The sequence below is a fragment of the Paenibacillus cisolokensis genome (assembly GCF_018403665.1).
Taxonomy (GTDB): Bacteria; Bacillota; Bacilli; order Paenibacillales; family Paenibacillaceae; genus Paenibacillus_AH; species Paenibacillus_AH cisolokensis.
Window position 1 is genome coordinate 1 of sequence record NZ_BOVJ01000075.1, and the last position, 13,140, is coordinate 13,140.

The following is a 13,140-nucleotide window of genomic DNA, read 5'->3' on the forward strand; positions in this document are numbered from 1 at the left end:
ACGCTATTTGCTTAAAAGTGATTAAATTCAGGCGATAAATCGTAAATAAGGTGGCTCAGATTCGTTAAAATTTAAAAAGCAGCTTTTTGGCAAACATAAGGCCTGTGAGATTCGTTAGAGTAACATTGCATCTGTACAAGCCGTTAAACCCTTTTTAGCACTGGAAATGCTTCTTCCACAAACTGTGTATTGTTGGACCGGGTTTGCCGCGGCCAGCGTATATGCCGGTTTCGTATAGCTCAGGACTTTCACCGTAGAGATGACGCCCATGCCGGGCGTACATAAAACAAGGCCATCCGCCGAGGATGGCCTTTGCATCGTCTTGCCTGCGCTTACGCCGACCTTGCCTCCAGTCTCGCGCCCGGCACGCTTAGAATTTGAATCCACTTGCGGATCGCCGCAACCAGAATGACAACGCCAAGGATGAGCATGATGATCGACAGCACCCCGTTCAGTACGTTGTAACCGGCCGCTTCGGGATTGAGGTACACGTTTCGGATCATCCAATAGCCCGCATAGTTGACCGTGGCGAACAGGTAAGCAAGCGGCACCAGACAGGTCAGCATATAACGGCGCTTGTCGGCGATTTTCAGGATGACGGTCGCGCCGATGATGAGCCCGATGGACGCCATCAGCTGGTTGGAGACGCCGAACAGCGCCCATACCGAGCCGATATCGCCAGAGTACAGCAGGTAGCCCCACATCAGACAGGCGAGCGCGCTGGCGAAAATATTGCCCGGCATCCAGTCGACACGCTTCAGCGGCTTGTAAACTTCGCCGAAGAAGTCCTGGATCAGATAGCGGGCGACGCGCGTCCCCGCATCGATAGCCGTCAAGATGAAAACGGCTTCAAACATGATCACGAACTGGAAGAAATACGGCGCCAGGTTGGCGAACCACGGAATCGACGTGAAAATATGTGTCATGCCGACGGCCAGCGTCACCGCGCCGCCCGTTCTCCCTTCCAGATTGAGTCCGATTTCCTCGCTCAGCCTCGGCAGATCGACGACGCTCATGCCGAGCGTCCGGAACACTTCCGGCGAGGAGTTGATCGCAAAATAGTCAGCCGGCTGCAGCGCGATCGCCGCAATAAGCGCCATGATGCCGACGAGACATTCGACCAGCATCGCGCCGAAGCCGACGACTTTGATGTCGCTCCAACGGTTCAGCATTTTGGGCGTCGTGCCCGATCCGACGAAGGCATGAAAGCCGGAGATGGCGCCGCAGGCGATGGTGATCGAGATGAACGGCCAGACAGGGCCTGCGATGACCGGGCCGCCCCCGTTCACGAATTCCGTCAAAGCCGGAAAGGAAATGCTCGGATTGATCATAAAGACGCCGACCACGAGCGCGATAAAGACGCCGATTTTCATAAAGCTGCTCAAATAGTCGCGCGGAGCGAGCAGCAGCCAGACCGGCAGCGCCGCCGCGAAGAAAGCGTATACAGGCAAAATGATCGCCAGCGTCTTCGTATCGAACGACAGCATTTGCCCGAAAGCCGTCTCCTGAATCGCCGGGCCGATAAAAACGCCGGCCATGAGCAGGATGAAGCCGATCGTCGAGGACAGTTTCAAATTGCCCGTCTTCTTGTAGAGCAGTCCGACACCCATCGCGATCGGAATCGTAATGCCGACGGCGAACGTCCCCCAAGGATTGCGCTCCAGCGCATGCAGCACGACCATCGAAAGACCGGCCATCGTAATCGTAATAATAAACAGCATCGCCAAACCGGTGCAAAATGCGGCGACCGGCCCGAGCTCTTCCTTGGCCACTTCGGACAGCGATTTGCCGCTCTTGCGCATCGAGGCATAAAGCACGACGGCATCGTGCACGGCGCCGCCGATGACAGCTCCGATGAGCAGCCACAACAAGCCCGGAAGATAACCGAACTGCGCGGCCAGTATCGGACCGACGAGCGGCCCCGCCGCGGCGATAGCGGCGAAATGATGGCCGAAGGCGACCCATTTGTTCGTCGGCACGTAATCTTTGCCGTCGTTCAACGTATGCGCCGGCGTAGGTTGATTGTCGTTCAGCTTCAATACTTTGGCCGCCATGAATGTCCCGTATATCCGGTATGCGATCATCAGGATACAAATCGATCCGATGACAATTGTAATCGCATTCATAACAATGTCCCGTCCTTTCGTTGACCTTGGTTGTTTATCCATCATACAAAATGAAAGCGCTATTTCGCGGTTTTCAGGATAAAAGGTCAAGGCCGGGAGCTGAAATTCAAAATGCGAGGGCCGGAACGCAGCCGGCCATCCCCTTTTACAAGCCGATCAGCTGCTTCAATTCTTTCGTGTACGTCCGGCTGACCGGCACCTTCGAGCCGTCTTTCATCATCAGGTTGTATGTTGAATGAAACCACGGCTGAATTTCCACAATGCCGTCCATATTCGCGAGATAGGCGCGGTGGACACGCACGATAGGCGTATTCCGCAGCTTCTGCTCGAAAACGACCAGCGGTTCGGCCACCGTATACTTTTGCCCGCTTTCCGTTGCGATGACCGTCTTGCCTTCTTCGGAACCGATATACAAAATCTGGCTTACCGGAACGAGCAGAATGCGATCATCGACCATGATGGCCAGCTTGTCTGTCCGTTCCGGCGCCAACTGCGGAGCGGCCTTGCGTGTGCTGACGGCATCCCGCGCATCCCGCAATCGGATCAGCTTCTCGACCGTCTGCCGGATCCGGCTCTCGTCGAACGGTTTCAAAATATAATCGGCCGCGTTCAGCTCGAACGCCTTCAAGGCGTGCTCGTCGTACGCCGTGGCGAACACGATATCGGGTCTTTCGTCATCGCGTACGAGCCGCGCCGCCAGCTCCAGCCCGCTGTCCTCGGCCAATTGTATGTCCAGAAAGACGGCATCCGGCTTATATTGCCCGATCTGTTCCGCAGCCTGCTCCAGACTTTCCGCTTCCCCGATCACATCGACCCGTTTGGTCCGACGCAAAATATACGCCAGTTCGTCTCTGGCCAGCGGCTCATCATCCACAATGAACGCTCTCAACATGCAGACCCCTCCCACTCTCCTGGCTGAGCGGCAGCGAAATGAAAACTTTCGTACCGGCATCCCGTTCGCTTTCGACCCGGAACACCGCCTCGCCGCCGTAAAGCTCTTCGATTCTTTTGCCAATATTGACCAGCGCCGTTCCGGTGCCTTCCTTCGATTCGACCGCCTGCTTGCCGAGCCGGCCAACCACATCGGCGGGTATGCCGTTGCCGTTGTCTTCCGTAATGAGCACCATGCGGTCGCGCTCGCGGTAAGCCCGAATCGTAATCAATCCTTCCTTCCGGCCGGCAAAGGCGTGCCGCACGGCGTTCTCCACCAGCGGCTGCAGCGTGAACGGCGGAACCATCACCTCGCCAAGCGAAGGCTCGATGCGGAAATCGACGCTGTATTTTCCCGGAAAACGCGCTTTTTCCAGCGATATATAAGCTTCCACATGCTCCAGTTCCTTATGCAGCGGGATCAGGGTATGGCGCGCGCCCTGCAAATTGCTGCGGAAAAACACGCCGAGCTGCAGCAAGAGCTTCCTCGCCTTGTCCGGGTCGGTCCGGCACAGCGCGGATATCGTGTTGATCGCATTAAACAGAAAGTGCGGATGCACCTGCGCTTGCAGCGCCTTGATCTCCGCGTCCTGCAGCAGCTTGCTCTGCTGCTCGGCGGCGGCCAGCTCCAGCTGCGTCGAGAACAGCCTGCTCAGCCCTTCGGCCAGCTCCTGCTCCACCAGATCCATCTGGCTCGCTTCCGTAAAATAGAGCTTGAGCGTCCCCACCGTCTTCTGATGAACGCGAAGCGGCAGCACGATCGCCGACTGCAGCGCACAGTCCGGCCTGGAGCAATGGATTTCCTCCTTCGTCCTCGCCTTCAGAATGCGCCCCTGCTCCAGCACATTGCGCGTCAACCGGGTCACGATGCGCTGTTCCGGAATATGATGGTCGGAGCCCGCACCGATATGCGCCAGCACGCGTTCGCGGTCCGTAATGGCGATGGCGGCGGCGTTGGTCGCTTGCAGAATGATTTTCGCCGCCTCCCGGCAAGAATGCGCGTTCAAGCCTTGGCGGAAATACGGCAATGTCCGGTCCGCGATGCTCAGTGCGGTCTGCGTCTGCAAGGCGCGCGTTCTTTCCTGCTCCTGAAAATGGACTGAATGATCAGCATGAACAGCAGCGTGCCGAAGCCGTTGATCACGATCATCGGAATGGCGATCACTTCCACCAGCTGGAGCGCGGCGGAGAACGGTCTGGCGATCGCCAGAATGACGCCCATCTGAATGCATTCCATCACGATGCCGACCGCAACCGCCCGCCACGGCGTGTTTTGTCCCCGTTTGCGCAAGTAATTGCCGATAAAGCCGGTTGCGATGCCGGCCACGATGGTGGATAGGCCGCAGGCGACGGCCGTGTAGCCCCCGAGCGTCAGCCGGTGCAGACCGGCGATCAGACCGGCGCCGGTTCCGACCAGCGGGCCGCCCAGCAATCCGCCGAGCGCGACGCCCAGCACCCGCGTATTCGCGATAGCGCCGTCATCGGCGACGGCGATTTGCCATACGACCGTCAAAATTTCGCCGTCGCGAATTTCGATCCCGGTATAGTTGCTGATGATGCCGAACGTGCCGAACACGGCGATCAGCGCCATCTTTTCTTTATAGCCGTGCTCGTGGCGGATAATGTTCCGAAACGATTTCATTCTGGATACGAGAAATACGATAATTAACAAAATGCCGACCCGCTCCAGCATTAACGGCAACAGTCCGATCATCGCCTCTTCCTCCCCGGCAAAGTCTGCAGTATGTCTTTCTATTATAGAAGATTGCAGCCCGGTTTGGCTTGGAAGTTGTTAGCGCAAGCAAAATAACCCCCGGCCAGCATATTTTATTCCGCAAGAAATCGGTCTCCAGCCCGATTTTTCATTCTTCCCGCGGCAGGAAGACAACTTGGGAATGCCGTGGTATGCTGGAATCCATATCCGATGGAAACGGGAGTGAATGTGTTGAATTTGAACCGGAGTGCCTTTCTCGGCCCGATTCTGATCCTGCTGGGCGCGTTTATGTTTATGAGAGGCGATATCGAATTGAACACCGGGACGATATTCGCCTATTTCTGGCCCACCTTGTTCGTCATCCCGGTAGGCGTATTTTTCATTGGCTGTACTTCTCCGTCCTGCACCGTCAGGCCGTCGGCGTGCTGGTGCCGGGAGGCATCGTCTTTACGGTCGGCATCATATGCCAGATTGCCATGCTGTTCGACAGCTGGGACGTCATGTGGCCCGGATTTATATTCGCGGTCGCGGTCGGTCTGTTCGAACTGTATTGGTTCGGCGGCCGCAATAAATATTTGCTCATCCCGATCAATATTTTAACTGTTCTGTCGATCCTGTTCTTCGCCATCTTCTCCCTCGGCTCCATTCTGGGCAGCTTGTCGGGCGGACAGCCGATCATCGCCGCGGCGCTCATTATCGCCGGCGGGCTGCTGATGCTGATGCGCAACCGGCAATCGGTCTGATCGTCCCTACGAAAAAATCGCGAAAGCAAGCGCCGCGAACGAGAGGCCGCACATCATGTGCAGCCTCTTCTTTTTTGCCATCCCCGTCCGTCATATTTTGTTCATATTCGGCTGTTAAACTAAGGCCAAACGAGCCTGGAGAGATGCGAATATGCCGTTTCCATCCGAATTTGAAGCGGCCGTCGGTCCTTATCTGTCAGAACTGCGCGCCTACTGCCGCCAACTTGCATCACGCTCGCCCGCATATGGGACCGCTTCTACAAGTCGGACGAGGCGAGATCGAAGCGCAACGGGACCGGCATCGGTCTGTCTATCGTCAAGACGATTCTCGACATGCACGGCTCGAAGATCGAAGCGGAGAGCGAAAAAGGCAAAGGCTCGACGTTTTCGTTTACGCTGCCGCTCGCAGAACGACAGGGACCGTCCCGACAGCATCCGGCTTGATCCGGCCTCATGAGTCCCGCCAAGCGGAGAACGCCTTTTCGCAGGAGTCCTCCGCTTGGCCGTCCCGCCTTTCCACATAAGACGCCCGTCTGCGTTCACTTCACGACTCTGCCCTTGTACTTGCCCAGACCTGTAATTTGCACCTCTACCTGAATGTTTCTCAAAGAATCCGGCTTTAAAATAAAATCCTGTTTTTCAGAGAGACGGCGAAACGTATGGGGATATTTGCGGTATAACGCTTCCTGCAGGTTGAACGGGTCGCACTTGGCCGCCACGGCTTTTCGATACGTCGTCTCGATTTCGCTCTGTATTACGCCGGCTGTCTCGCTCTTCAACCTGGGAAGCGGGACATCCTCCAGTAATTCAATCACATAGCCGTCTGCGTGAACGCGAAGATCGTAGTAAACCTCCCTGCCTTTGACAATCGGTGTAATCGATAGCTTCGGTCGGGAATACATCAGCACGGCATCCGTAGAGTCTCCCCCGGGAATACGAACCGGGGTCTCCTGCAAGTCTTTCATCGCCCATCTCATCCCTCTCAGATCTTCCTCGGACATCCATGCACGCATCTTGTAATTGTGGAAGAAATAGGCGCCGGAAATTTTAAACATCGGCCTGCTCTTCTTGTCTTCAGACCAATCGCCGGGCTCGATATCGATGGACGGTATAAATACCGGCGCACCAGGCTCGTTCAAATTCGCAATTATGCGATTGCCGGTTGAAGGGAGAATGAACGATCTGGGCGAGTTCGTCTGGGTCGCCGTGAACATGATTGAATCCAGCGGCGGCAAATTCAGCAGCGATTTCTGAATCAGGATGTCGGTAAGCTTCCGCTTCGTACCGTAAATGAGAACGTTATATCGCACTTCCCGGTAGCGGTTTATTGCGGCATACACTTCGGCCAAGTCTTGCCTGAGCACTCTTTCCGACAACACGACGGCATGAACATGCCCCCAAAACAAACGCATCTGCGAAGCCGTGCTTGTATTCGCCAGCGCCATTGTCAGCGACTCCCCTTCTCCTCTGCCGACCCAAACTGGGACCGCTTTTCCGATTTCCAGCTGTTCTGTGCGGGCCAGGCTCGTAAAGTTGTGGATTTGCGCATAGGATACCCACCGGCCGTTCACGTAGTCGACCCCGAGCGTCGTCACATAGGCCATATTTTGAATATCCGACATATTCGTGCAGCCGCTGAGCAGGCCGAGCATGAGCAAGGAAGCTCTCAGTTGCCGGACCGCTTTCATTTTCTCCCCTCCCCCTTCTGGTCGCTGTCAATCGTATGCAGAAACCCGGGTCTTTTCTTGATCATGAACCACGGCACCCGTAAAAAGATACCACCAAATCCTTGACCACAATGGGTGACAACGGAATCAGATAACCGACGCCGAAAGACCTTAGGCTGCTCATGTAAGCCAGAAGCAGAACCATGCCCAAGATAACCCCGTACATCCCGAGAAGAGCCGACAGGATAAAGAAAAACAGACGCAAAATGCTGACCTGGGTGCTGAGCGACTGATTGACCAGGGTAACGCCCGATACCGCCGTAATCGCGCCGACAACAACAACCGAAGGCGATACGAGACCTGCACGAATGGCGGCATCGCCGATGATCAGACCGCCGATGGACGTTAACGTCTGACCGATCGCGTTCGGCAGCCGCACTCCCGCTTCCCGAAAGATCTCGAGCAACATCAGCAGCAGAAACATCTCCATAGGAGCGGAAAGCGGTACCCCCATGCGCGTGACCGAGACGGTCGCCAAAATCCGGAACGGAACCTGATCCGGATGAAAGGCCATGAGCGCCACCCAAATCGCCGGCAGAAAGATGGACAGAAACAAGCTGATAATTCGGATGACCCGCGCAAACGAGACATAGGTGTAATTAAAATGCGTGTCTTCCGGCGATTTCAAAATAAACGACAAGGTGGCCGGAGCGATCAGCACCATCGGCAGGCCGTCGACGATGAGCACAAATCGACCGGCAAGCAGACTGGAGACGGCATAATCGGGCCTTCCGGTAAAGTCCATCAGCGGGAGGATGTTGAACTTCGATTTGGTCAAGGCCGCCTCCAGCTGATAAATGCTGAAAAGGCCGTCGACATCGAGTCGGCTAAGCAGGCTGCGCACCTCCTTCAGCACAGCGGGATCGAGGATGTCATGGAAATACATCAGCCCGACCTTGGTTTTCGTTCTTCGTCCGATCGACGTAATCTCAACATGCAGAGACGGGTCTCGAAGCCGCTTGCGGATTAAGGCGATATTGACGGCAATATCCTCGACGAAGCCGTCCTTCGGACCTTTAACCGATATTTCCGTATTCGATTCCTGCGGCTGACGCATCGGCCGGTCCGATAAATCAATGGAACACAGTACGTTCTCTTTCGCGAACAGGAGAAGCAAATCCCCCTGAAACACAGCTTCGGCCAGCTGATCCGACGAAGCGCCGCCTAACGCCCTCAATGGCAGCGAACTCGATAACTTGACGAGCGGATCATCGAACGAGCCTTGCAGCCTGTACAGTTTCTTCAATTCCGGAAAGACGGTCTTGCCGATTTCCTGGCTGTTGCACAGCCCTTCGGCATACACCATGACAACTTCCAGAATCTCCTGCTCGCCGTACCGGCAAGTCTGGATTACCACGTCGGCCGAGCCTGCGAACAGATCCCGCAGCTTTTGTTCCGTCCATCGATCCTTCTGTGTCAGGGCGTTCATGTTTATGTGGCCTCCTCCTGGACTGGTCTTGAAAACAATGCGACGATCATCCAAAAAAGGACAAGGTCAAGATGACGATCAGGGAAACCGGCATATAGTAACGATACAACCACAAATAAAAGGAGTATTCGTTAATGGGAATTAAAGACAACAGAATGTAGCTCGCGGTGACCGCAATGATGATCCATCCGCGAACGCGGTCTTTACGGATCGACAGCGTTTCGACAAACAAATAGACAGACAGGCTAATCCGAACGCAAGCGCCGGATAACCACTGGAAAATCGACAGAAAATCGAGATGCTCGACGTATAGTCCGATCCGCACCAACCGCCATTGCTCATAAGGGGACGTCATCTGGTTGGCGGCTTCTTCGGGACCAAATTCCGTTATGGCCCCTATAATCGGCCCCAGTGTAATGATGACCGTAATAAAACCATACAGAAGCAGATGCCAGACACGAACTTTCGTTTTGATCCGATGCTGCATGATGATCAGCACCACCAACTCGACGAATCCGGCGCCCGCATAGACCATGCCGGCCAAGACCGGTCCCCAGCCGTGCTCGAGGATCGGACGCAGCAAGGCATAATCTTTCATCGGGGCGTTGAAGCTGCCTACGAAGATGCCGAGCACCACAACGAGCGGAAGCAACACGCCGGAAAGTATGGCGATGACGTTAAGGCCCCAAAGCGCAATAAAACAGCAGAACAGCACCAATGCGATTACCAGAAGCAGCTTGGGAGTTGCCGGCAAATAATTGGTAATATGCCAGGATGTCGTATGAACAACCGTCATGCCGCCGATCAGATACATTTGCACGCATACCGGAAGGATTAGAAGCCAGGCTCCGACAGGAGATATCCGGCGGGCGAGCCATGTTTTGAATTCCTGTTGTCCCGATCTGCGCATGATGAAAGCGAGCAGCATCATCCATACGAGTAACACGATACCGGTCACCAGAACCGTTATCCATGAGTCCCTTCCCGAGGCATCGAGAATCATCGGGTTGACAATGACATGACAGGCCAGGCCGTTCATCAGCATGAGCATCATAAAAACCTGCGCAAAGCTCAGTTTGTTGTCCGGGTTCACTTTCCGATCACATCCAAAGTTGGGATCAATTTTTGATTGCTGGTCTATTTTAACCTCCCTGCATTTTTTCATTCCGATCGGGAATTACAAGCAAAAAAGCATGCCCTCCCTTTACGGGATGAGGACATGCTTTCCCTTGCGTTGCTTTCATATGGTTCCGTTACTTAATCGAATCGAAGCTCGCCATCGTAGGAGGTGATGATTTTGTACAGGTCCGGCCGTCGATCGCGAAAAATGCCCCACTCGATGCGCTGCGTCTCCAGAAGGTCCAGATCGAATTCGGCGGTCAGCACCGTCTCTTCCGTCCGTCCCGCTTCCGCCACCAAGTTGCCCTGAGGTCCGGCGATAAAGGACGAGCCGTAGAACGTAATGCTCGAATCGTCGTCCTCCTCCACCCCGACACGGTTGGAGGCAATGACCGGCACGAGGTTCGCCGCCGCATGGCCGAGCATGCACGTCTGCCAATGATCCTTGGAGTCGATCGAGCTGTCGTGCGGCTCCGAGCCGATTGCCGTCGGATAGAACAGCAGCTCGGCTCCCATCAGCGCCATGCAGCGCGCCGCCTCGGGATACCACTGATCCCAGCAGACGCCGACCCCAATCTTGGCGTAGCGCGTCTTCCACACGCGGAATCCGGTATCGCCCGGGTTGAAATAAAACTTTTCCTCATAGCCGGGGCCGTCCGGAATATGGCTCTTCCGGTACTTGCCGAGCACCTCGCCGTTTGCGTCGATGACCGCTAGCGAATTGTAGCGGGCGTTGTTCTTCTTCTCGTAGAAGCTGATCGGCAGCACGACCTGCAGCTCCTTCGCGATCTTTCGAAAATGCCGGACTGCCGCATTCTCCTCCAGTTCGGTCGCATAGCTGTAGTATTCGGACTTCTCCTTCTGGCAGAAGTACGGCGTTTCAAACAGCTCCTGCAGCAGTATAATTTGCGCGCCCTGCCTTGCCGCCTCCCTGACCAGCGACTCTGCTTTGGCGATGTTTTCTTCCTTGTTGTGCGAGCAGCTCATCTGTGTCGCTGCCACCTTCACCTTTCTCATAGCCGCTCCTCCTTGCGAATGCTTGATCTTGACGTGTTTACGCGCGTCCGGCGGGCATCTGCTGGGTCGTGCAGTGGACATTGCCGCCCTCGCGGATAATGGCCATGCCGTTCACCGTGCGGATTCGGCGATCCGGGAACGTCTCGCTCAGCACTTGCTGCGCCATCCGGTCCGTCTCCTCCGCCGCGCCTCCGAACACCGGCAAAATAATGCCGCCGTTAACGAAGTAGAAATTCAGATAGCTGAGCGTCAGCCGCGAGCCGTCATAAAACGCCTTCGGCGGCTGCTGAATCGGGATAACCTCGAGCCTGCGCCCTTTCGCGTCGACCGCCTCCTGCAAAATTTTCAGGTTTTCCTGCGTGATCGCGTAATTCTCGTCGTCCGGATCGTCGCATACTTGCAGGATGACTTTGCCCGGCGCCGCGAAGCAGGCGACGTTGTCGACATGGCCGTCCGTCTCATCGCCGCTAAGCCCGCGCTTCAGCCAGATGATCCGTTCCGCATTGACGAAGTTTCGCAAATGCGCTTCGATCTGCTCGCGGCTCAGCTGCGGATTCCGGTTCGGATTCAGCAGACACTCTTCCGTCGTCAGCAGCGTGCCTTCGCCGTCCGTATGAATCGAGCCGCCTTCCATGACAAGCGGCGCATCGAATTGCCGGACGCCGACATGCCGCAATATTTGCGGGGCCACCGCGTCGTCCAGATCCCATGGCGAATATTTGCCGCCCCATGCGTTGAAGCGCCAGTTGACGCCCGCCAGGCCGCCCTCGTCATTGACGACGAAGGTCGGTCCGTTGTCCCGCAGCCAGGCATCGTTATGCTCGATGGGCAGGCATTCGATCCGGTTATCGGCGAACAACCGGCTGACCTTCTCCAGATCGTCCGGATTGACCACCACCGTGACCGGTTCGAACTCGGCGATCGCCGCAATAATCTCCGCATAACCTTGACACACCTGCTCGTACTGCTCCGGATAACACATCGAATCGCGCACCGGCCAGGATATAAACGTGCGGATATGCGGCGCCCATTCCGCCGGCATTCTATAATTCAAATCTCTGGGATACATCGCGTCCTCCACATCAATTCCGTCAATTAGCCCCGTTACTCCCGAAGGCCATCCTAATCATATAATAAAACGACGCCCGTCACAATCCGTCTGGCGGTGCTTGTCAGACAAATTACTTACTAAATTTGAGAAACCGTAAATAATTAAGTAAAATAGAGAGTAATAAAGGAGGCGAGTCACAATGGCCGATCATAAAAAGACGATGGAAATTGGAATCAGCACTTTTTGGAGACGACACCGGACCCGGCGACAGGGAAAGTCATCAGCCATGCCGAACGGCTGCGCCAAGCGGTTGAGGAGATCGTACTGGCCGATCAGGTCGGTCTCGATGTCTATGGAGTCGGAGAGCATCATCGGGCCGATTACGCTAGCTCCGCACCCGCTGTCGTGCTGGCGGCAGCGGCTGCCATGACGAAGCGGATCAGGCTTACAAGCGCCGTTACGGTCCTGTCTTCAGACGATCCGGTACGCGTATTTCAAGACTTTTCCACCCTTGACGGCATCTCGAACGGCCGGGCCGAAATTATGGCGGGCCGGGGTTCGTTCATCGAATCGTTCCCGCTGTTCGGATACAGCCTGGACGATTATGACGAATTGTTCGAGGAAAAGCTGGAACTGCTGCTTGCGATCAGATCCTCGGAGAAGGTAACGTGGAGCGGCAGCCGCCACCGTCCCGCCATCCATAATCTCGGTGTCTATCCCAGACCCGTTCAGAACCCGCTGCCGGTATGGATCGCAAGCGGCGGGAATCCGGAATCGGCGGTCCGGGCCGGAACGCTGGGGCTGCCGATCGTATTCGCCATCATCGGCGGCATGCCGGAGCGATTCGCTCCGTTAGTCGCTCTCTATAAGGAGGCGGCTGCGCGGGCCGGACATGACCCCGACAAGCTTCCGATCGCGACCCATTCGCACGGATTTGTCGGCGAAACGACCGAGCAGGCTGCCGATCTATTCTTCCCTTCCACGCAAGCCCAGATGAATGTCATCGGGCGGGAGCGGGGGTGGCCGCCTTATACCCGCGCCACTTACGATGCCGCACGCAGCCTTCGGGGCGCCCTCTATGTCGGCGATCCCGAATATGTCGCGGAAAAGATTATTCTGCTGCGCAAAAACCTGGGCGTTACCCGTTTCTTCCTGCATGTGAACGTCGGCACGCTGCCGCACCGCGAAGTGATGCGCGCCATCGAGCTGCTCGGCACCAAAGTCGCCCCGATCGTGCACAAAGAGCTTGCCCGAATCGAGACAAAGGAATAAGCCAAATGTTCA

The 13,140-nt window shown here is 55.9% G+C and carries 10 protein-coding genes and 2 pseudogenes; 3 read left to right on the forward strand and 9 right to left on the reverse strand.

All coding sequences use genetic code 11. The features are described from left to right. Window positions 1-332 precede the first annotated feature (332 nt). The 4 genes from cstA to PACILC2_RS28665 all read right to left on the reverse strand — a co-directional run bounded on the left by cstA (window position 333) and on the right by PACILC2_RS28665 (window position 4,770). Window positions 333-2,126 (reverse strand): carbon starvation protein CstA, encoded by a 1,794-nt coding sequence (cstA, locus tag PACILC2_RS11040; RefSeq protein ID WP_213528888.1) that lies wholly within the window; start codon window positions 2,124-2,126, stop codon window positions 333-335. Between the two features lie 145 nt (window positions 2,127-2,271). Continuing rightward, the gene (locus PACILC2_RS11045; protein WP_213528889.1) at window positions 2,272-3,018 is read right to left on the reverse strand and encodes a LytR/AlgR family response regulator transcription factor; all 747 of its coding nucleotides are present in this window, start codon (window positions 3,016-3,018) and stop codon (window positions 2,272-2,274) included. Then, window positions 2,993-4,123, reverse strand: a complete 1,131-nt coding sequence (locus tag PACILC2_RS28660) for a histidine kinase (RefSeq protein WP_307860545.1) — start codon at window positions 4,121-4,123, stop codon at window positions 2,993-2,995. Before PACILC2_RS28660 ends, PACILC2_RS11045 begins: the two co-directional genes overlap by 26 nt. Continuing rightward, on the reverse strand, window positions 4,102-4,770 hold the full coding sequence (locus PACILC2_RS28665; RefSeq protein ID WP_307860547.1) for a LytS/YhcK type 5TM receptor domain-containing protein: 669 nt from the start codon (window positions 4,768-4,770) through the stop codon (window positions 4,102-4,104). The genes PACILC2_RS28660 and PACILC2_RS28665 overlap by 22 nt, the downstream gene beginning before the upstream one ends. Before the next feature lie 237 nt (window positions 4,771-5,007). On the opposite strand from PACILC2_RS28665, the pseudogene PACILC2_RS11055 reads away from it, so the two are divergent. Beyond that, window positions 5,008-5,513, forward strand: a pseudogene (locus PACILC2_RS11055) (hypothetical protein). 243 nt (window positions 5,514-5,756) lie between these two features. After that, window positions 5,757-5,957 carry an ATP-binding protein gene (locus tag PACILC2_RS26810; protein ID WP_280515308.1) on the forward strand — a complete coding sequence of 67 codons (201 nt, stop codon included), beginning with the start codon at window positions 5,757-5,759 and terminating at the stop codon, window positions 5,955-5,957. Window positions 5,958-6,052: 95 nt separating this feature from the next. Here the strand turns inward: PACILC2_RS26810 and PACILC2_RS11065 are convergent, their stop codons facing one another. The 5 genes from PACILC2_RS11065 to PACILC2_RS11085 all read right to left on the reverse strand — a co-directional run bounded on the left by PACILC2_RS11065 (window position 6,053) and on the right by PACILC2_RS11085 (window position 11,874). Further along, a complete protein-coding gene (locus PACILC2_RS11065) occupies window positions 6,053-7,201 on the reverse strand; it encodes a Ger(x)C family spore germination protein (RefSeq protein WP_213528890.1) in 1,149 nt (382 codons plus the stop codon). Window positions 7,202-7,262: 61 nt separating this feature from the next. Next, window positions 7,263-8,669, reverse strand: coding sequence for a spore germination protein (locus PACILC2_RS11070; protein ID WP_244863441.1), 1,407 nt, complete (start codon window positions 8,667-8,669; stop codon window positions 7,263-7,265). Window positions 8,670-8,715: 46 nt separating this feature from the next. Then, on the reverse strand, window positions 8,716-9,762 hold the full coding sequence (locus PACILC2_RS11075) for an endospore germination permease (protein WP_244863442.1): 1,047 nt from the start codon (window positions 9,760-9,762) through the stop codon (window positions 8,716-8,718). A gap of 164 nt (window positions 9,763-9,926) precedes the next feature. Continuing rightward, entirely contained in the window at window positions 9,927-10,805 is an 879-nt protein-coding gene (aguB, locus tag PACILC2_RS11080) for an N-carbamoylputrescine amidase (RefSeq protein WP_213528891.1), read from the reverse strand. A 37-nt stretch (window positions 10,806-10,842) separates the two neighbouring features. Next, window positions 10,843-11,874 (reverse strand): agmatine deiminase family protein, encoded by a 1,032-nt coding sequence (locus tag PACILC2_RS11085; protein ID WP_213528892.1) that lies wholly within the window; start codon window positions 11,872-11,874, stop codon window positions 10,843-10,845. Window positions 11,875-12,076: 202 nt separating this feature from the next. Between PACILC2_RS11085 and PACILC2_RS11090 the strand changes: the two are divergent. Continuing rightward, window positions 12,077-13,128 (forward strand): annotated as a pseudogene (locus PACILC2_RS11090) (LLM class flavin-dependent oxidoreductase). Window positions 13,129-13,140 lie beyond the last annotated feature (12 nt).